At 34.3% G+C, this 20296-nt stretch carries 15 protein-coding genes and 1 pseudogene; 15 read left to right on the forward strand and 1 reads right to left on the reverse strand.

Going from position 1 to position 20296, the window contains the following annotated elements:
- The first annotated feature begins 51 nt into the window (after positions 1 to 51).
- The 6 genes from murC to adhE all read left to right on the forward strand — a co-directional run bounded on the left by murC (position 52) and on the right by adhE (position 10683).
- Positions 52 to 1416, forward strand: a complete 1365-nt coding sequence (murC, locus tag ACYQ3D_RS05225; protein ID WP_459836881.1) for a UDP-N-acetylmuramate--L-alanine ligase — start codon at positions 52 to 54, stop codon at positions 1414 to 1416.
- A gap of 189 nt (positions 1417 to 1605) precedes the next feature.
- Positions 1606 to 2613 carry a galactose-1-phosphate uridylyltransferase gene (gene galT / locus ACYQ3D_RS05230; protein ID WP_459836883.1) on the forward strand — a complete coding sequence of 336 codons (1008 nt, stop codon included), beginning with the start codon at positions 1606 to 1608 and terminating at the stop codon, positions 2611 to 2613.
- Positions 2614 to 2626: 13 nt separating this feature from the next.
- Positions 2627 to 4180 (forward strand): hypothetical protein, encoded by a 1554-nt coding sequence (locus tag ACYQ3D_RS05235; protein ID WP_459836885.1) that lies wholly within the window; start codon positions 2627 to 2629, stop codon positions 4178 to 4180.
- Between the two features lie 18 nt (positions 4181 to 4198).
- A complete protein-coding gene (gene glgA / locus ACYQ3D_RS05240; RefSeq protein WP_459836886.1) occupies positions 4199 to 5419 on the forward strand; it encodes a glycogen synthase in 1221 nt (406 codons plus the stop codon).
- An 858-nt stretch (positions 5420 to 6277) separates the two neighbouring features.
- Positions 6278 to 7384 carry a group II intron reverse transcriptase/maturase gene (gene ltrA, locus ACYQ3D_RS05245; protein WP_459835361.1) on the forward strand — a complete coding sequence of 369 codons (1107 nt, stop codon included), beginning with the start codon at positions 6278 to 6280 and terminating at the stop codon, positions 7382 to 7384.
- Between the two features lie 713 nt (positions 7385 to 8097).
- Positions 8098 to 10683 carry a bifunctional acetaldehyde-CoA/alcohol dehydrogenase gene (adhE, locus tag ACYQ3D_RS05250; protein WP_459836888.1) on the forward strand — a complete coding sequence of 862 codons (2586 nt, stop codon included), beginning with the start codon at positions 8098 to 8100 and terminating at the stop codon, positions 10681 to 10683.
- Between the two features lie 416 nt (positions 10684 to 11099).
- Here adhE and ACYQ3D_RS05255 read toward each other — a convergent pair.
- Positions 11100 to 11255, reverse strand: a pseudogene (locus ACYQ3D_RS05255) (IS1/IS1595 family N-terminal zinc-binding domain-containing protein); the annotation flags it as partial.
- Positions 11256 to 11375: 120 nt separating this feature from the next.
- On the opposite strand from ACYQ3D_RS05255, the gene ACYQ3D_RS05260 reads away from it, so the two are divergent.
- From ACYQ3D_RS05260 to lipA, 9 genes are all read left to right on the forward strand, one after another.
- Entirely contained in the window at positions 11376 to 13340 is a 1965-nt protein-coding gene (locus ACYQ3D_RS05260) for a sigma-54-dependent Fis family transcriptional regulator (RefSeq protein WP_459836889.1), read from the forward strand.
- A gap of 94 nt (positions 13341 to 13434) precedes the next feature.
- Positions 13435 to 13698, forward strand: a complete 264-nt coding sequence (locus tag ACYQ3D_RS05265; RefSeq protein WP_459836890.1) for a molybdopterin-guanine dinucleotide biosynthesis protein B — start codon at positions 13435 to 13437, stop codon at positions 13696 to 13698.
- A gap of 400 nt (positions 13699 to 14098) precedes the next feature.
- Entirely contained in the window at positions 14099 to 14458 is a 360-nt protein-coding gene (locus tag ACYQ3D_RS05270; protein ID WP_459836891.1) for a Lin0512 family protein, read from the forward strand.
- Between the two features lie 21 nt (positions 14459 to 14479).
- Positions 14480 to 15466: a thiamine pyrophosphate-dependent dehydrogenase E1 component subunit alpha gene (locus tag ACYQ3D_RS05275; protein WP_459836893.1), complete on the forward strand. Its 987-nt coding sequence runs from the start codon at positions 14480 to 14482 to the stop codon at positions 15464 to 15466.
- On the forward strand, positions 15466 to 16437 hold the full coding sequence (locus ACYQ3D_RS05280; RefSeq protein ID WP_459836894.1) for an alpha-ketoacid dehydrogenase subunit beta: 972 nt from the start codon (positions 15466 to 15468) through the stop codon (positions 16435 to 16437). The genes ACYQ3D_RS05275 and ACYQ3D_RS05280 overlap by 1 nt, the downstream gene beginning before the upstream one ends.
- Positions 16438 to 16504: 67 nt before the next feature.
- Positions 16505 to 17503 carry an ATP-NAD kinase family protein gene (locus tag ACYQ3D_RS05285; RefSeq protein WP_459836895.1) on the forward strand — a complete coding sequence of 333 codons (999 nt, stop codon included), beginning with the start codon at positions 16505 to 16507 and terminating at the stop codon, positions 17501 to 17503.
- Between the two features lie 28 nt (positions 17504 to 17531).
- Positions 17532 to 18734, forward strand: a complete 1203-nt coding sequence (locus ACYQ3D_RS05290) for a dihydrolipoamide acetyltransferase family protein (RefSeq protein ID WP_459836896.1) — start codon at positions 17532 to 17534, stop codon at positions 18732 to 18734.
- A 28-nt stretch (positions 18735 to 18762) separates the two neighbouring features.
- Complete coding sequence (lipB, locus tag ACYQ3D_RS05295) at positions 18763 to 19467, forward strand: lipoyl(octanoyl) transferase LipB (RefSeq protein ID WP_459836898.1); 705 nt, start codon at positions 18763 to 18765, stop codon at positions 19465 to 19467.
- The gene (gene lipA / locus ACYQ3D_RS05300) at positions 19436 to 20293 is read left to right on the forward strand and encodes a lipoyl synthase (RefSeq protein ID WP_459836899.1); all 858 of its coding nucleotides are present in this window, start codon (positions 19436 to 19438) and stop codon (positions 20291 to 20293) included. The genes lipB and lipA overlap by 32 nt, the downstream gene beginning before the upstream one ends.
- Positions 20294 to 20296 lie beyond the last annotated feature (3 nt).

Raw genomic sequence — 20296 nt, forward strand, 5'->3', positions numbered from 1 at the left:
GTTTCGTGAGTAAATTAAAGATATAACTTTAAAAAAAGTGAGGAGGAAATTATGGGACAGATACATATTGTAGGAATTGGGGGCATTGCTATGTCGGCTATTGCCCAGTATTTTCTGGAAGCAGGTTATCAGGTGACTGGTTCTGATTTAGAGGAAAATGAGTTGGTAGCAAAGTTAAGGCAGCAAGGAGTTAAAATTAGTATTGGTCATACTAAGGATAATATAAGCTCTGAGTTGGAGAAAGTTATCTATTCGGCTGCTATTCCAGAAGATAATATAGAACTTCAGCAGGCTCGTGATTATGACCTAGAGTTGGTGAATAGATCACAAGCATTAGCCTTGATAACTACAGATAAACAAGTTATTTCAGCTGCGGGAACTCATGGTAAGACTACTACTTCTGCTTTAATAGCTCAGATATTAGCTAGGGGAGATAACCAGCTTAGTTTTATTATTGGAGGCATCCTAAATAATTTTACTAGTAATTGTGCTATTAATGATGGAGAATATTTTGTTTTAGAAGGAGATGAGTATGATAAATCCTTTTTAGAATATCGATCTGATATTGGAGTGGTAACTAATATTGAGTTTGATCATCCGGATATTTATCGTGATTTTGGGGATATGTTAACTAGCTATCGAGAGTATGTCCAGGGCCTAACTGAATACTTTGTAACCCAGCAGCAAGTATTAGACCAATTGGAATTATATTCTGCTGATCTACAAGCTGAGGTAGTCACAGTAGGAATCAATGATCCGCAGGCTGATTTTAATGCTACTGCTATTACCCAACAGGAATTAGTCTCCTACTTTACGTTAGAGTATCAAAATGAGAAAGTAGGTAGATTTAAGCTTCCTGCTCTAGGAGAGTATAATATCAAACATGCTCTAGAAGCTATAGCAGTTGGTAAGTACTGTGGGGTGACTGTAGGCCAGATGAAAGAAGGATTGGCTGCTTGGCAAGGGGTCAAAAGAAGATTTGAAGTGCTGAAAAAGAGTGACCAACAGGTTGTAATTACTGATTATGCTCATCATCCTAGTGAAGTCAAAGCAGTTGTTGACAATTTGGCGCGGATTAAAACAGATAAGCAAAAGGTAGTAATCTTCCAACCACATCAGTACTTACGGACTAATCGATTATTAGAGGACTACCAAGGGATATTAAACCAGAAGCTAGATTACCAGATTATTTATCAAATTTATAAAGTCAGAGAAAAAGTTACCGAGGAAGAATTAGAAAGTTTAGGACGCGAATTAAGTGATTTAATTAGTGATAATCAGACGGAGTATATTAATCACTGGTCTCAGTTAGAAGAGTGGTTAACTGAATACAATAAGAATAATCAAGCTATTTTTCTCTTTTTAGGAGCCGGAGATATAGATCAGTTTGCTCGCAGTTGGGTTAACAAATGTTAGAAATTATATTTAGGCCCAGAATATTCTGGGCCTAATGTAGTTTAAAGGGTTAATTAGAGAAGAGTATTGAAAATAATTAGTTATAATGTTATAATGAGCATGATTTAAATAAAATTAGTAATAGTTTTTTTATTATCTCGTGCAAACGTTATCACATACTGGATATAATACTATATTGGAGGGGTAAGGATGTCAGAAATTAGAGAGAATATTATTACGGGAGAATATGTAGTAATTGCTTCTAAAAGAGGTAAGCGCCCCCATGACTTTGAACATGGTGATCAGGCAACTAGTGATGGAGGTTATTGCCCGTTTTGTTATGGTAATGAAGCGGATACTCCCGAGGAGATTATGGCAATCAGTGACGATCCTGATAGAGAGGCTAATAAATCAGGTTGGAGAATCAGAGTGGTTCCTAATAAATTTGCTGCTTTAGATATTGACCAGCAATTGGAAACAGATAACAGTGGCTTCTATAATCAAATGACTGGAGTTGGTGCTGCAGAGGTACTAATTGAATCAGCTGAACATGATAGTACCTTAGGAGGTCATAGTAGGTCTCAGATTGCAGATGTTATTAGTGTTTTACAACAGAGACACGAAGGGTTGGCCCAAGATGAGAGGTTAAAGTATATCCAGACGTTTAAAAACTTCGGGGGGACAGCTGGAGCTTCTTTAGAACATCCCCACTGGCAGATTATGGCTACTCCTGTAGTTCCTAATGTAATAGATAAGGAATTAACAGGAACTCAAAATTATTATCAACAACATGGAGATTGTGTTTATTGTGAAATGATAGATCATGAGTTAGAAGTAGAAGATAGAATTATAGCGACTAATGATCAATTTGTAGTTTTTAATCCTTATGCTTCTCGTTATCCATTTGAGACGTGGATTCTACCTCACAAACATCAGAGTGATTTTAGAGAGATTACTGCAGAACAAATTGAAGATTTAGCTCAAATGTTACAGAAGATGGTTAGAAAAATAGAAGTGGGGTTTGATTCTCCACCATATAATATCATTTTACATACAGCACCGTTAGTGAAGGATGATGAAGTTAGTTATCACTGGCATATTGAGATTTTACCGCGGTTATCTATTACAGCTGGTTTTGAATTAGGAACTGGCAACTTTATTAATCCTACACCACCAGAGGTAGCAGCCGATGCCTTAGTTGATATTAATGTAGAGTAAGGAGGGGGAGCTAGTGGTTAAGGAGTTTAAGACAACAACTTCTTTTTCTAAATTAAATCAGGAGTTAGAAACTTTATTAGCTCAGATTGATCCAGCTTTTTTTAAGCAAGCAAGATGGTTTCAACAAAAGGCTGCTGTAATCCAGGATATTAGACTAGCTGACTACACTCGATTAGCTAGTCCACCAGCAGGTAAATTATTATTATTACTTATTCTTGATTTTGATTTGTTAGATGAAGTTCATAATAAGAAGTGGCAGGAAAAATACTATTTTCCTTTATTGATTAGTAAGGAAGAATTAGAACCTTCTGAGTGGTTACAGATCACAGGTGCTGATTATCAAGCTTATCTCTATGACGGAGTCCATGAGTTGAGCTATGTTAAGGCAGTAAAAGAATTTATTGAGCAGGCCCAAGAGTTAGATTTTAATTCAGATGGTCGATTAACAGCTGATAGTTTTACAGTTACAGATATTACTGCTACTGGTAAATTAACTGATGTTTCTAGTAATAGTATTACCTTGTTACAAAGGGATGAAATAGCTAAAACTTTTCGTAGGTTACAACCAGGAATTAATCCTGATCTAGAAATCAGTTTAAATTTACAGCGAAAGACTAATTTTGATCAGTTTCCTAAGGTGAAAGGATATATGTCCTACCAAGATGGAACTGGAGAAGAGTATAGTATTAGTTTAATCCAACAGTTTGTTACTAGTGAAGGGGATTTATGGTCTTATACTCAAGACCATTTAGCTGAATTTTTAAAACATCTCAGTCAGAGTAAGCAAGAAATTAGCGCTTTAACAAAAGATTATAACCAAGATTATTATAAGATAGCAAAGCAAGTTGGTAATACAGTTGCTAATTTACATCTTGCTTTATCTACAATTAATACTAAGCAGTTCAAACCTCGGTCTCCTACAGAAGAAGAATTAGAACAATGGTATACAGGAGTTAAAGAAAATTTAATAACTTTAATTGGTTATTTGAAAGATAAACAAGCAGAATTAAAGGCCCATCAAGATTTAATAGAACAACTTTTAGCTGTAGAGGATAATATAGGGGAACTAATAGAAACTATTTTTACTTTAGGAGATGACTTAGGCCAGTTTATGCGGTGTCATGGAGATCTACATTTAGAACAGATCTTGAAACAAGGATCGGAAATTATTCTGCTTGATTTTGAAGGAGAGCCAACGAAAAGTATTGTCCAAAGAAGACGAAAGTATTCTCCGCTAAAAGATATAGCAGGACTAATACGGTCTTATAATTATGCTGCTTATGCTGGATATTTTAATTACTCAGCTGATAAGTTAACTACTGATAAATTATTAGAAGCAGTTAATCTGTGGGAAGAAGAAGTTGTACAGCGGTTTTTGAACGCTTATTTAACTAAGGTACGTCAAGAAGATAACTTTTTACCTCCGGAAGAAAAGTTTGTACAATCAATTGCACTATTTAAATTGGAAAAGGCCTTATATGAAGCTTTATATGAAGTTAACAATCGTCCTAATTGGTTACCTATTCCTTTAAAAGGCATTATTGATTGTTTAAATAATTTAAAATAAACAAGGAGGAGTCTACCAATGGCAGATTCTAAAGTAATGATGTTAACTAAAGAATTCCCGAATAATATTTATGGTGGAGCAGGAGTTCACGTTGATAACTTAACTAATAATTTAGCAGAAATTATGGATGTAGAAGTTAGAGCCTTTGCTGGAGAGGAAGAACTAGTAGAGGATGAACGTAATGCTGTAGCCTACAATCCTTGGGCAGAAATGAGTAAGAATACTGATCCTCGTTTTATAAAAGCTTTAAATGCCTTATCAATTGATCTGGAGATGGCTAAAGATAAAGTGGATGCTGATATTGTTCATTGTCATACCTGGTATACTTTTATGGGTGGTTTCTGGGCCAAGAAATTATATGATATTCCCTTAGTAACTACTATTCATAGTTTAGAACCACTTCGTCCCTGGAAGGAAGAACAGTTAGGCAATGCTTATAATCTATCTTCTTGGATGGAGCAGACAGCAGTAGAAGCTTCTGATAAGGTAGTAGCAGTCTCTAAAGAGATGAAGCAAGATATTTTAGATTGTTATGATGTTGCTCCAGATAATATTGAAGTTATCTATAATGGAATTGACTTGGATAAGTATCAATATACTGCTAGTACTGAGTATAGAGAGAAGTATGGTATTGATCCAGATAAACCTTATGTATTATTTGTAGGCAGAATCACTCGGCAAAAAGGTATCATTCATCTGGTAAATGCAATTAAAGATATCAATGAAGAAGCTCAGGTTGTACTCTGTGCTGGGGCACCAGATACAGAAGAAATTGAACAGGAGATGACAGAAAAAGTTACTGCTATTCAAGAGGAGCGTGACGGAGTAATCTGGATTAATGAAATGGTTTCTCGAGAGGCAGTAATTGAATTTTATTCTAATGCAAATGTTTTCTGTTGTCCATCAGTGTATGAGCCTTTTGGGATTATTAACCTAGAAGCTATGGCCTGTAAAACGCCAGTAGTAGCTTCTGCAGTAGGAGGAATTAAAGAGGTAGTAGTTGATGGAGAGACAGGATTCAAAGTTGACTTTGAGCAAGTTGATGATGGTACCGGAGAACCTAAAGATCCAGCCGTTTTCTCTCAGAAATTAGCTGAGAATATCAACAAAGTTTTAGCTGATGAAGAATTACAGCAGGAGTTAGGGGAGAAGGGCCGGCAGCGAGTAGAAGAGATATTCAGCTGGAAAGCAATTGCCGAGCAGACTAAAGAAATGTATCAAGAATTAATTACTGAATAATAGAAATAAATGTATAGCAAAAAGTGCCTCCTTAATGGGAGGTGCTTTTTTTATGTGTGCTCTGTAGATTATGAAAATAGTAGATGAGAATTCTATCCATGCTGTTTTCGTCGTATCGGTGTGTGAAACCAATAGTAACAGGGTGTCTATCGTGAGATAGAATCTGAAGAGTTTGAGGTGAATAGTCAGCCTAAAACAATATGTGAACCGTCGGTGGCATTTAGTAGTGGCGATTCACCATAAAAATGAAGAAGTCCAATGTCGACTTGGGGGATGCAGGTGGCTCTGGATAAAAAGCGAGATAACGAGAGTGTCCATGTCGAATTACTAGGTGTGATTATGGTTGGGATGGCTATAATAGTTTTCGTAATTGACCAGAGGAGTCTCTAATATAGTTCTGTATAGAAATCTATAGAGATAAATGATGGTATAACCTAAAATGGGAAAGCCAGAGTGAGGATATATTAGAGTTCAGAAGCTATCATAGTAGCGAAAAAAATCAATGAAAGTTGATTACAGTGAAGGATAGTCAGGTTATTGAAGTTAAGAATAGACTGTCAATGATATCTTAATAAGAATGGTTTAGACGCTATTAAAGATAGTGAGCTCTAAAAGAAATATAGACAGGAAATAATAACTGAAAATATGATGAATTTAGGAAATACCATGACTTAAGTAGTAGTGAACTAAGAGGTGCGATTGGTGAGAGCCTAAAGACGTGCTTAGGAGTACTATGAAGATAAGGGTTAAGATATCGAGACAGGAAAGAAAGAACTGGTAAGTAGTGAAATTAGGATAGGTGAAAAAAAATTTCGAACCTTATACAGTCTGAAAGATTTAATCACAGATAAATGGCGAATGCATAAGGCAGGACAAAAAGTGCTGGCTAATGGTGGTTGTGGTGGAATTGATAATGTAAGTATCAATGAATATAGAAATAACTATAAACTGAATATGCAAGAATTATATAGGCAGTTAAGAGAGGATAGATATGAGCCACGACCAGTACTAAGAACGTATATCTCAAAAGAAAATGGAGAAAAGAGACCACTAGGGATTCCAGTAATTAAAGATAGGATTGCCCAACAAGCAGTCAAACAAATCTTAGAAATACACTTTGAGAGATTGTTTTGTGAATGTTCTTTTGGATTCAGACCTAACAGATCAACCCATGATGCAATAGAGAAAATAGAAGAATATAAACAGCAAGGTTACGATTGGGTAGTAGATGCAGATATAAAATCTTATTTTGATACTATAAACCATGATTTATTAATGGATTTTATAGTAGAATATATAAGTGATGGATGGGTATTAGACTTAATTAGATCGTGGCTAACTGCAGGAGTCATGACCGAAGAAGGAAGAAAAGAGACTAAAGAAGGAACACCTCAAGGAGGTGTGATCTCTCCTTTATTAGCTAATATCTATTTACATTACTTTGATAAGAAGATGACTCGAAGGGGATATAAACTAGTTCGCTTCGCTGATGATTTTGTAGTATTGACCAAAAGTAAAGATAAAGCCAAAAGAGCATTACAAGTAACTCGTCAGATAATAGAAAATGAATTAAAATTAAAACTCCATCCTGAGAAGACAGTGATAACAAACTTTTATGATGGGTTTAAATTTCTAGGATTTAGATTTCATCATTGGTATTATAAAAGTCCAAGAGATAGAGCAATAAATAACTTTAAAGATAGAATAAGAGATATAACTAGAAGAAATAGACCTCAGAAATTGGAAATAATAATTGATGAGTTAAATTTAGTACTAAAAGGCTGGGGACATTACTTTAAAATAGGCAATATCAAAACATTATATAGGAAATTAGATAAATGGATAAGAATGAGAATACGTTCTTTCATAGAAGGAAAGAAAGCGATAATTCATCAGAATTATCGCTTATCGAATAAGTTTTTAAGAGAAGAAGGACTAGATTCACTGCTTACTGATGTGCTGTAATCGAGAGTGAAATATACATCTATGGTAACATAGAGTCGCTGACTTACTCTCTGATATGGAGCACCAATAACCGAAAGCTGTATACGGGAAAACCGTTCGTGCAGTTTGATAAGGGGTCCCAGCTGTGAAGCTGGTCCTACTTTATTATTTTGCTGAATAACTACTTAGGGAACAAATATAATTTTGTTTACTGAAATATTATTGATATAATGCTTCAGTTTTTAATAAAAACTTAGTAATAAAAATTCAACAGCTATTTCGGAAAAGCTACAAAGTAGCTTTTTTTCCGAGTAACTTTTATCAAAATATAAAAGTTACCAAAATATTTCAAGGTAAAACAATCAATGTTTTCTACCATTAAAAAGTCTCTACAGCATTTAAAATAATTCCAGAACATATATTGTCCACTTATCTTAATCAGAGGGCACTGATTGTTCTATGACAAAAACACTAAAATCAATTAAAAAATAATATTTAATTCTAATATTGATAAATGTTTCTTTGTATTTTTATGTTTCTATAGTTTTGAACTGGCTGATCCTACAAGTTTCACAGAAACTTTCCGTGATAAAAAGCATCCGCACACAGCACACGACTCATGACTTTATAATTACCATTTTTTCTTAATTGAGAATATTTATATCTTAAGCTATCCCAGGGCATTCTAAAAATAAAATCCAATGTAAAACAGATATAACAGAGGAGGAACTAGAGTGCAAGTAACTAATGAAGACCAATTACATGATTTAATCCAGCGAGTGAAAAAGTCTCAAGAAGAATTTTCTAATTATTCGCAAGAAAAAGTAGATGAAATCTTCAAACAAGCTGCTATAGCAGCCAATGATCGGCGGATTGAATTGGCTAAGTTAGCTGTTAAAGATACTGAAATGGGAGTGATTGAGGATAAAGTAATCAAGAACCATTTTTCTGCTGAATATATTTATAATAGATATAAGGACAACCAAACCTGTGGTGTCATTTCTGAGGATGAGTCCTATGGTATCAGGAAAATAGCTGAACCAATTGGTCTGATTGCGGGGGTTGTACCTGTTACTAATCCTACTTCCACTACAATCTTTAAATCATTACTTACTCTAAAGACCCGGAATGCTATTATCTTCTCGCCGCATCCTCAGGCTAGAGAATGTACCATAGAAGCTGCTAAAACTGTTTTAGCAGCAGCAGTAGAAGCAGGAGCACCAGCAGATATTATTGGTTGGATTGAGCAACCATCTATTGAATTATCCCAGTATTTGATGCAACATGATGATGTGAATATGATTTTAGCTACTGGAGGACCAGGTATGGTTAAAGCAGCTTATTCTTCAGGGAAACCTGCAATTGGAGTAGGAGCAGGCAATACGCCAGCTATCATTGATGAAACAGCACATATTAAGATGGCGGTTAGTTCGATTTTAATGAGTAAGACCTTTGACCATGGGGTGATTTGTGCTTCCGAGCAGTCGGTAACAGTAGTGGATAAAGTTTATGAAGAAGTAAAGCAAGAATTTGATGATCGAGGAGCATATATTCTATCCTCTGCCGAACAGGAAAAATTAGCTAATGTTTTAATAGAGAACGAAAAAATAAATCAGCAAGTGATTGGTCAACCAGCTAATTATATTGCTCAATTAGCAGGAATTGATGTACCACAAAAGACTAAAGTGCTGATAGCAGAAGTAGAAGAAGTAGGTGCTCAAGAGCCTTTCTCCTACGAAAAATTATCACCTGTTTTAGCAATGTACCAAGCTAGTGATTTTAAAGACGCTGTAGCGAATGCAGTTGAATTAGTGGCCTTTGGTGGAATTGGTCATACTTCAGTTTTATATACTGACCAGACTAATGAAGATAGAATAGATTATTTTGATACCCAGATGAAGACAGGTAGAATTCTGATTAATATGCCTTCCTCCCAAGGAGCAATTGGAGATATCTATAACTTTAAATTACAGCCTTCTTTAACCTTAGGTTGTGGTACTTGGGGTGGTAATTCGGTCAGTGAAAATGTAGGCGTTAAACATTTATTAAATATTAAAACTACTGCCGAAAGAAAAGAAAATATGTTGTGGTTTAAAGTCCCTGAAGATATTTATTTTAAGTATGGTTCATTGCCTATTGCCTTGACTGAATTAAAAGGTAAGAAAAAAGCTTTTGTAGTTACTGATAGAGATCTGTATGAGCTAGGTTATGCTGAGGAAGTTAGTGATGAGTTAGATAAGAATGATATTGATGTTAAAATCTTTTCCCAGGTGGAACCAGATCCTACTTTAGATACTGTTAAACAAGCTGTAGACGAGATGAGAAGTTACCAACCTGATGTAATTGTTGCTTTAGGTGGCGGTTCACCAATGGATGCTGCTAAGATTATGTGGTTATTATATGAACATCCTGAGGCTGAATTTAAAGAGTTAGCTATGACCTTTATGGATATTAGGAAACGAATTTATGAATTTCCTGAGTTAGGAAATAAGGCTGATCTGGTAGCCATTCCTACTACTTCGGGGACCGGATCGGAAGTTACGCCCTTTGCAGTTGTTACTGATGAAGAGACAGGGATTAAGTATCCGATTGCTGATTATGAGTTGACACCTAGTATAGCAATTGTTGATCCGGATTTAGTATTAAGTATGCCCCCTGATTTGACAGCTTATTCCGGGATTGATGCTTTAGTCCATGCGATTGAGGCTTATACTTCAGTCTTATCTAATGAGTATACTAAAGGATTAGCTCTAGAAGCAATCAGGTTAGTCTTTAAATATTTACCTCGTTCTTATCATAATGGGGGAGAAGATAGAAAAGCTAGGGCCAAGCTACATTATGCTGCTACTACCGCGGGAATGGCTTTTGCTAATGCTTTTTTAGGAGTCTGTCATTCTATGGCTCATAAGCTAGGTTCTACTTTTCATTTGCCGCATGGATTAGCTAATGCGTTATTAATTGAGCAAGTGATTAAATATAATTCTAGTGATGTACCACTGAAACAAACTTCTTATCCCCAGTATAGATATCCTTTAGGAAAGCGAAGATATGCTAAAATAGCTGATCATTTGGAATTAGGTGGGACTAGTGATGAAGAAAAGGTGGAGTTATTAATCCAAGCTATTGCTGATTTAAAAGAGGAATTAGATATACCAGCTAGTATCTCAGAAGCAGGTATTACCGAAGATGATTTTTATAGTCAGTTAAAGGAAATGTCTGAATTAGCCTTTGATGACCAATGTACAGCAGCTAATCCACGCTATCCTTTAATTAGTGAAATCAGGAGTCTATATCTTAAAGCGTATAAAGGTGAGGTTTAATGAAGGAGCCAGATTAAGTTCTGGCTTCTTTATTTTTTTAATGAGTAGAGGTAATGTTTTCTTGATAAGAGAGGAAAGTTGATTAGTAAACTTTAAACTAAAGGGTTTCATATTTAATAGTTACGTTAGTAGTTGCATATTATGATTAAGAAGAGTTTATAAATTTGTGTCATAAATATACTTCCCAATCTAGTCATTGAGCTAATGATCATTCATTATCTCAAAAGATTTTATCAATTATTAATAATTATCGAAGCAATAATGAAGATAAATCACCAGTTATTTGGTTAGAAACTAATGATAGTGGTTATAATAATATTTCTTTTATGAATACCACGTGTTCTTATTTAGGTGAAGTTTTTAAGGGAATGATTAATTTATTATATAGTAATACTTTAATGGCTGTGGGCTTAGGGCTTTCGTTCTTTGGGCTTTCTCTTTTTGAGAGTTTCAGGAGCAAATTGTCGCTTGCATTCTTTGCATTGATACTTTTGATGACCGTGTTTGTCTTTACCATATTTGTATAGATCAGTCGAATAACAACGTGGACATTGTGTTTTATTTTGAGTCATGGAACTTTCTCCTTTCTGGATGCTATAGTGAATTGGTAAAAACTATTATAATCCATGGGAGGGGAGAGTTTAAATTTTCATATAACTTAACAGAGCGAATGTAAAAAAGGAGGTATTTTTATGACAGAACAATCCCCTTTTAAACCTATAATTTATAATGCTTGGTCTGATTTTATACAGGATAAGAATTATAATCCAGAGAATGTGCGGAAACTAATTCTAAACTCATGGAAAAGATGCTCTGAATATGGCGTAGACCCATTGAAAGGTAAAGGAGTATGTATTAATGAAAAACAGTTAAAAAAGATTAGACTGAAGTGTAATAATTTAATTGATATTGCTAAACCTTTTATGTCTGAAATTTCTGATTTTGTAAAAAATTCTGGATTTGTTGTTGTGCTAACTGATGAAAATGGATGTATCCTAGAAGTTATTGGAGATCCTAATATTATGAAAAATGCTCAAGACTTAAGATTTGTTAAGGGAGCTTTTTGGAGTGAAGAAAAGGTAGGAACAAATGCTATAGGTACAGTTTTAAAGGTTGATAAACCGCTACAGGTAGTTGGAGAAGAGCATTTTTGTAAAGAACATCACTCTTGGACATGTTCTGCTGCTCCTATTTATGATAAGAATGGTGAATTAATAGGTGTTTTAGATATGTCTGGGCCTTGTGAATTGGCCCATTCTCATACATTAGGAATAGTTGTAGCAGCAGTAAAGGCAATTGAGAATCATTTAAGGATTGAGGAGCAAAAGAATCAATTACAGGCAGCTAATGAATTTTCTCAAACAGTTTTAAATTCTATTTCTGAAGGTTTAATAAGTATTGATCAAGAAGGTCGCCTAGTTAAGGTAAATAATGTTGCAAAAAGAATTCTTGACTTAGAAGAGGTAGATGTTAAAGAAAAGAAGGTTACAAAAGTATTAGGTAATGATACTAAAATTACTGATGTTTTAGAACAGGGAACAGGTTATATAAATAAAGAAATAGTTATTTGTAGAGATGATAAAAGAATTCGTGTTAGTTCTACTGCGCAACCACTTATTAATCAAACTGGAGAGACAATAGGAGTAGTAAGTACTTTTAAAAAATTGGAGGCTGTACAGAATTTTGTTAATAAAATGGTTGGATCACAAGCTAAATTTACTTTTAAAGATATAATTGGTAAAAGTGTAGTATTACAAGAAGCAAAGCGATTGTCTCGGTTAGCAAGTAGAAATTTTTCAAATATTTTATTATTAGGAGAAAGTGGAACTGGAAAAGAGCTTTTTGCTCAGTCAATCCATAATTATGGTGATCATTGTAGAGGACCTTTTGTTAGTCTGAATTGTGCTGCTATCCCACAGAGTTTATTGGAAAGTGAACTTTTTGGTTATGAAGAGGGGGCTTTTACTGGAGCACAAAATAAAGGAAGACCAGGTAAATTTGAATTAGCTAATGGAGGAACATTATTTTTAGATGAAATTAGTGAGATGCCTCTTCAAATGCAGGCTAGTTTATTACGTGTATTACAGGAAAGAGAGGTAGTTAGAATTGGAGGTTCTAAAGCTATTCCAGTTGATGTAAAAATTATTGCTGCTAGTAACAGGGATTTAGAGCAAGAAGTAGAAGAAGGAAACTTTAGAAAAGATTTATTTTTTAGATTAAATAATTTTAGTATTAAATTACCTTCTTTAAGAGAACGTATAGAAGACATTCCAGTTTTAGTTAATCATTTTTTGGAAAAATTCAGTTTTAAATTAGGTAATAAAAACATTTCAGATAAGGCTTTGAAATTATTACAACGCTATAGTTGGCCAGGTAATATTCGAGAATTACAAAATATTATTCAAAGAGGAATGGTATTATCTGAAGATAGTAATCAAATTACTGTTAAGGAATTACCAGAAAAATTAAAGCAGGGATCCATATTTGAAAATAATGAAAGTTCTAACGTCCCTTTGATGTCATTAGAAGAGGTTGAAAAAAATCTTATTAAAAAGGTTTTATCTAAAACTGAAAATAATATTTCTCAGGCATCAGAATTATTAGATATAGGTCGTTCAACTTTATATAGAAAAATAGATAAATATGAGTTGAATTAATTGTATTATTTAGAAACATTTTTTAAAAATGTTTTAAAATGATGAAAAAATCACTAACCTTTTATTAGATCTAACTTCTTTAGATGCTGATGTAATGCTAGGTGACCATACTTTAAAGACTAGAATGAAATATGAAACAAGATTAGTTAGAGAAAAAACTACTGATAGAAATGCTGTTTTAACTCAGAGTCAAGCTGGGGCAGAAACAGTTATTTTATCGTCAGAAGAAAAACTAGCAGTAATTAAAGAATTAGAGGAAGAAGTTATAGTAGAAAAGCTGGTTGATAAATATATAGATTCAGAGTTTGATCTGGTTATTGTAGAGGGATATAAAACTGGTTCACTTCCTAAAATATAAATTTTTAGACCGAACTCATATAATCAACCTGTTTTTGAAAAGGAGAAGCTGTTAGTTAGAATAATTAAAAGTTAGAAGAACTATTTACTGACCAGTTAGAAAAGACTGTTCAATTAATTGCACAGGAAATTTTAAACTGAATGGAAGGGAGAAGTATTAGAATGGTTGAAAGTTAAATTAGATACTGTATTATATAGAGAATTTCTAAGGAAAATGTTTCACAATGATACAGTATAATTTATAAGATTATAATTATGGGAATCTACCTCTAAAGTAGATTCCCTCTTTTTTTTATTGAGTTGCTAGGCTTCACAGAAAAAATAATAATATTTTGCTTGTTTGGTATGGAACTTGCATTTTATATTAGGTGAAGAGCAATTCAATAAAAGGGGGAGGGCTAATGGAGGTTAATTATGCAATTCAGATTGGATCTGGAGTTGACTTGCATGGGCAAGATATGACCAAAGCAGCTTGTCGGGCAGTTAAAGATGCTATCTCTAATACCTGTCTTAGTGGTGTGTTGACTTTATCAGAAACAGGAGAATTAGAAGAAATGATAGTTAATATTTTAATAAGTGTTCCTACCCCTGATAAAGTAGATTCTAGTAAAGTTCTTGAAGTAATCCCTTTTGGTAAGAAAGAGATTGAGGTTAAAAAAGGTGGTATGTTAGCTAGAGGTTGTGCATTAGAATGTCTTAATGATACTGATAAGTCTATAATAGTAGCTAATGCTAGTGTTACAGTCTTTATTAATACTTAATATAAAGGAGGTTGAACAATAATGAGAGAGAATAAAGAAGAGTTATTAGAGATGTTAGAAAAGATGTTGGAAATTCGTGAATTTGAAAGTTCACTCCAACAACATTTTGCTGAAGGTCAAATTCCAGGGTTTGTACATTTGTATTTAGGAGAGGAAGCTATAGCAGTGGGGGCTTGTAAGGCTCTTAAGGAAGATGATTATATTACAAGTACTCACCGAGGTCACGGACACTTATTGGCTAAGGGTGGAGATGTAAAGAAGATGATGGCTGAGATATTTGGTAAGGTAACTGGTTATAACCAGGGTAAAGGTGGTTCAATGCATATAGCTGATGTAAGCCTTGGTATTTTAGGAGCTAATGGTATAGTAGGAGCAGGACTTCCAATTGCAGCTGGCTCTGGTATTTCCAGTCAAATTAATGATACAGATGCTGTAACAATCTGTTTTTTTGGAGATGGAGCTTCTAATCGAGGGACTTTCCATGAAGTTTTAAATATGGCTTCTGTTTGGGATTTACCTGTTGTATTTGTTTGTGAGAATAATAAGTATGGTATTTCAATGCCTCAGTATCAAAATGATGGGCGGAAGGGCCAAAATATTAAAGATGTGTCTGATAGAGCTGTTGGATACGGTATTTCTGGTGTTACTATTGACGGAAATGATGTAATGGCAGTAAATGAAGCTGTAAATGAAGCTGTCAAAAAAGCTAGAAATAATGGCGGACCAAGTTTAATTGAATGTAAAACTTATAGATGGAGAGGCCACTTTGAAGGTGACCCTACCCCTTATAGAGATGATGAGGAGTTAGCAGAATGGAAGAAGAAGGATCCAATTAAGCAATTTACTAATTTCTTATTAGATGAAGACGTTATTACTGAAAAAGAACTTGATCAACTACAAGATAAGATTAAGCAAAGAATTAAAGAAGCAGTTGAATTTGCTCAAGAAAGTGAAGAACCAAGTCCAGATGATGTTACAAAGCATGTATACTTTGAGGAGGTGGAATAGTGAAAAATTTAACCTATGCTGAAGCTTTAAGAGAAGCAATGGCAGAAGAAATGGAACGAGATAGTTCTGTATTTATAATGGGAGAAGATGTTGGATTGTTTGGTGGCTGTTTTGGAGTAACAGGAGATTTAGTGGAAAGATTTGGAGAAGAAAAAGTTAAAGATACTCCAATTACTGAAACAGCTATTGTTGGGAGTGCTGTAGGCGCAGCAATGACTGGTAGTCGTCCAGTAGCTGAATTAATGTTTGCTAGTTTTATGGGGGTTGCCATGGATGAGGTATTTAACCAGGCAGCTAAGATGTGTTATATGACAGGTGGGCAGGCTAAAGTACCTATGGTACTTAGAACTCCTTTAGGAGCTGGAATAGGAGCTGCTGCGCAACATTCAGCCAGTAATGAATCTTGGGTTGTTAGTATCCCGGGATTAAAAGTAGCTTTTCCTTCCACTCCTGCAGATGCTAAAGGTATGCTTAAATCTGCTATTCGAGATGATAATCCTGTAATCTTTTTTGAACACAAAGTCTTATATGAAACTAAAGGAGAAGTGCCAGAAGAAGATTATGTAGTTTCACTAGGTAAAGCTGATATCAAACGTGAAGGTGAAGATGCTACAGTTATAGCTACAGGTATGCTTGTTTCTCAAGCCCTTGAAGCAGCAGATAAGTTGGCTAAAGAAGGAATAGAGTTAGAAGTAATTGACCCTCGCTCTTTAGTTCCTTTAGATAAGGAAACTATTCTTAATTCTGTAGATAAGACAGGGCGAGCAATAATTGCTACAGAAGAATCTAAACAAGGCTCTTTTGCTTCTGAGGTAGCAGCAGTGATTTCTGAAGAAGGATTATTTTCATTAGAAGCTCCAGTGTTACGGGTCTGTAGTACTGATACTCCAGTTCCTTTTAGTACAGTATTGGAACAGGCTTACTTACCTAGTACTGAAGAGATAATTGATGCTGTAAAGAAATCTCTTTAAGCAAATCTAACAATAGGCTCTAAATTTAGAGCCTATTGTTAGAATTTCTAAAAAGGAGAATAAGAATATGACTAAGGTAGGTATTATTGCTAATCCAGCTTCAGGACGTGACATTAGAAGGTTAGTAGCTCATGGTTCAGTCTTTGATAATGCTGAAAAGGTTAACATAGTTCGAAGAATTCTATTAGCCTTAAATAGTTTAGAGATTGAAGAAGTTATGATTATGCCTGATTCTTTTGGTATTGGTCAAGCAGCTATAGATGGACTCTGGGGCGATGAGAAAGATAATTTCAATCTCAATGTTAATATTCTTGATTTAAGAATTAATGGCTCAGCTCAAGATTCTTATCAATCTGCTCAGATGATGGAAAGCGAAGGTGTAGATTGTATTATTATTTTAGGTGGAGATGGAACAAGTAGAATTGTAGTCAAAGCACTTAAAGAGACACCTATTTTACCTCTGTCTACTGGAACTAATAATGTTTTTCCCCTCATGATTGAAGGTACCTGTGCTGGAATGGCTGCTGGAGCATTTACTAAGCTAGGTCCAGATGAGCAAATGCAAGCTTCTGCCCCTTTTAATCTTTTAAAGATTTATATTAATGGTAAGCAGGAGGATATTGCTTTGATAGATGCTGTGGTTGTCAAAAAAAGTTACATTGGTACTCGAGCTTTATGGAATCTAGAAGCATTAGAAGAGATTTTTACAACTAGAGGAAAATCAGGCGATATAGGTATGGCTTCTATTGCTGGAGCATTAACTGATATTCAGCTTGATGAGGAAACAGGAATGTTTATCAGAACAGGGGAAAAAGGCAAATTAATTAAGGCACCTATTGCTCCGGGAATGATTAAAGAAATTAATATTGAAGATTATAGGAAGATAAAATTAGGTGAAAGGATTGAATTAAAATCTAAGAAAAGAATATTAGCCTTTGATGGCGAGCGGGAAATAACGGTGAAAGAGGATGATCAGGTGGAAATTGAATTAGCTAAAGCTCCAGTTAGATTTATTGATTATCGGGTAAGTTTGGAGTTAGCAGGGGATAAAGGTTGTTATTTTTAGATATAAAATAGTTTAGGGAGGAATGTAAATGGCTCAGGAAATAGTAATGCCGAAGCTTGGTTTAACAATGACCGAAGGTAAGCTTGTTAAATGGTATAAGGAAGTAGGAGATGAAATAGCTGAGGGAGAAGTGATCTTTGAGGTAGAGACAGAGAAGATCACTAATGAGGTTGAAGCTAATGCTGAAGGAACGTTGGCTAAGATTATAGCAGAAGAAGGGGCAACTGTACCTGTTACAGATATAGTGGCAATTATGGCAGAAGATAGCGAGAATGTTGAGGAGGTAGCTACTAATTATAATGCTGGAGAAAGTAGTGAGCAGGATACTGAAGAAAAGGATAATGTGAAAGAAGAACCAAAAAAGAAAGAAAAGAAAAGTAAAGGAAGGAAAGTTAGGTCTTCTCCTAAGGCTAAAAGAGCAGCTAAAGAAAAAGGTGTAGAGATTGAAGAGGTAGCGAAAATAAGTGAAGGTAAAAGAATTACTTCTGATGATGTTGATAGATATTTAGAGACCTTGCAGGAGAAAGAAGAGAAAGAAGAAGCTAAGCCAGAAGAAACTAAGAATAAAAAAGAGCTATCTCAGATGAAATTAACAATTGGTAATAGATTATCTGAAAGCTGGAATGCACCTCATTTTTATCTTCGCAATGAAGTTGAAGTAGATGAAATTATTAGGTTAAGAGAAAAGATTAAAGAGAATCAAGAACAAGTTCCTTCGTTAACTGATATAATCAGTAAGGCAGTAATAACAAGCTTAAAGCAACATCCAAATATAAATGCTACTTGGGAAGATGGTGATTACTATATTCATGATAATGTGAATTTAGGATTAGCAGTAGCTATCGAAGAGGGGTTAGTTGTTCCAGTAATTAATAAGGCTGAAGAATATAATCTAATAGATTTATCGGCTAAAGTAAGGGAGTTGGCCCAAAAAGGTAGAAATAATAATTTAGATTTAAAAGAGATGAATGGTGGAACCTTTACTATATCAAATTTAGGGATGTATGGAATTGATGAATTTACAGCTATAATTAATCCACCAGAGGTTGCAATTTTAGCAGTAGGAACAATAAAAGAAGTTTTATATAAAACTAAAGCAGGAGAAGTGGCAGAAAAGAAGGTTATGAATTTAACTTTAGGTTTAGATCATAGAGCAATTGATGGTGCCCAGGGAACAGAATTTTTACAAACATTAAAGAATTATATTGAAAATCCTGCATTAATGATTTAAAAATTATAATTTTTAGCAGGTGATAAAAATGAAATTAAATCTAATTGAAGAGTATGATATGAGTTACCCAAAAGCTTATCAGTTACAAAAAGAATTATTTACTTTGCGACAACAGGGTAAAATTAATGATACACTTTTTTTAACATCCCATCCTCATGTGATAACTATGGGCCGTAGTGCAAGCAAAGATAATTTATTAAGTAATGAAAAAGTTTTGGAGAAATTAAATATTGAAGTAATACCTATTGAAAGAGGTGGAGATGTTACGTACCATGGACCAGGTCAAATTGTTGGTTATCCAATTTTAGATTTAAATAATTTTAAGCAGGATTTACATTATTATGTACGTAAAATAGAGCAGACTATTATTGCTCTTTTAGCCAAATATAATATTAGTGCAGGTAGGATTAAGGGGTTAACTGGAGTTTGGGTAGCAGATGAGAAGATTACGGCAATTGGTATAGCAGCTCGTAAATGGGTTACTATGCATGGTTTTGCTCTAAATGTAAATCCTGATCTGTCTTATTTTAATTATATAGTTCCCTGTGGAATTATTGATAAAGATGTTACTTCCATGCAAGAAGTTTTAAATCAGAAATTAGTTTTAGAAGAAGTATCCCAAGTATTATTAACAAAATTTAAGCAACAGTTTGGATTTACAGAAATTAGAAGTCAGGAAGTATTAAATAGGAGTGATAATTATGGCTATGGCTCCCAAATGGTTAAAAGTTAAGAGTCCAGACCAAGAAAAATTACAGACTATGGAAAAATTGCTTGATTCATTAGAGTTAAATACTATCTGTAAAAGTGCTAAATGTCCTAATGCAGGAGAATGTTTTCAAAAAAACACAGCCACATTTTTGATTTTAGGGCCAACTTGTACGCGTAACTGCCAGTTTTGTGCTGTTGAACATGGTAATTTAAACTCTCCTGATGCTAAAGAACCAACTAACGTTGCTCAGGCAGTAAAAAAATTAGGCTTAGAGTATGTAGTAATTACTTCAGTTACGAGAGATGATTTGGCTGATTATGGAGCTGGACAATTTGCTAAAACCATAAGAGCAATAAAAGAATCTAATCCAAATGTTTTAGTTGAAGTCTTAATTCCAGATTTACAAGGTGATCAACAGGCATTAAGTAAAGTATTAGAAGCTAATCCTGATGTAGTAGGTCATAACTTAGAGACTGTACCTCGGCTCTATCCTAGAGCTCGTCCTGAAGCAATTTATAGTCGTTCATTAGAGGTTTTAAAAAATATAAAACTGATTAGTCCAGAAACAATAACTAAAAGTAGTTTAATATTAGGTCTAGGAGAAAAGGAACAAGAACTTATCGAGGTTTTTAACGACCTTAGAGAAGTAGATTGTGATATTTTAACTTTAGGACAATATTTACAACCCACTACTAAGCAATTAGAAATAGATAGATATGTTCCTCCCGAGGAATTTGATACTTATAAAGAACAGGCTCTAGAGATAGGGATTAAAGAAGTTTATGCAGGGCCACTAGTAAGAAGTTCTTATCATGCGCGTGATGTTTTTGAAAATGCAAAGGGGTGAAAA

This window comes from Halanaerobaculum tunisiense (genome assembly GCF_054657635.1).

What these genes read in the sequence shown, in the direction of transcription:
- murC (WP_459836881.1), top strand. Translation starts at nt 52, where the DNA reads ATGGGACAGATACATATTGTAGGAATTGGGGGCATTGCTATGTCGGCT.
- galT (WP_459836883.1), top strand. Translation starts at nt 1,606, where the DNA reads ATGTCAGAAATTAGAGAGAATATTATTACGGGAGAATATGTAGTAATT.
- glgA (WP_459836886.1), top strand. Translation starts at nt 4,199, where the DNA reads ATGGCAGATTCTAAAGTAATGATGTTAACTAAAGAATTCCCGAATAAT.
- ltrA (WP_459835361.1), top strand. Translation starts at nt 6,278, where the DNA reads ATGCATAAGGCAGGACAAAAAGTGCTGGCTAATGGTGGTTGTGGTGGA.
- ACYQ3D_RS05260 (WP_459836889.1), top strand. Translation starts at nt 11,376, where the DNA reads ATGACAGAACAATCCCCTTTTAAACCTATAATTTATAATGCTTGGTCT.
- ACYQ3D_RS05265 (WP_459836890.1), top strand. Translation starts at nt 13,435, where the DNA reads ATGCTAGGTGACCATACTTTAAAGACTAGAATGAAATATGAAACAAGA.
- ACYQ3D_RS05270 (WP_459836891.1), top strand. Translation starts at nt 14,099, where the DNA reads ATGGAGGTTAATTATGCAATTCAGATTGGATCTGGAGTTGACTTGCAT.
- ACYQ3D_RS05275 (WP_459836893.1), top strand. Translation starts at nt 14,480, where the DNA reads ATGAGAGAGAATAAAGAAGAGTTATTAGAGATGTTAGAAAAGATGTTG.
- ACYQ3D_RS05285 (WP_459836895.1), top strand. Translation starts at nt 16,505, where the DNA reads ATGACTAAGGTAGGTATTATTGCTAATCCAGCTTCAGGACGTGACATT.
- ACYQ3D_RS05290 (WP_459836896.1), top strand. Translation starts at nt 17,532, where the DNA reads ATGGCTCAGGAAATAGTAATGCCGAAGCTTGGTTTAACAATGACCGAA.
- lipB (WP_459836898.1), top strand. Translation starts at nt 18,763, where the DNA reads ATGAAATTAAATCTAATTGAAGAGTATGATATGAGTTACCCAAAAGCT.
- lipA (WP_459836899.1), top strand. Translation starts at nt 19,436, where the DNA reads ATGGCTATGGCTCCCAAATGGTTAAAAGTTAAGAGTCCAGACCAAGAA.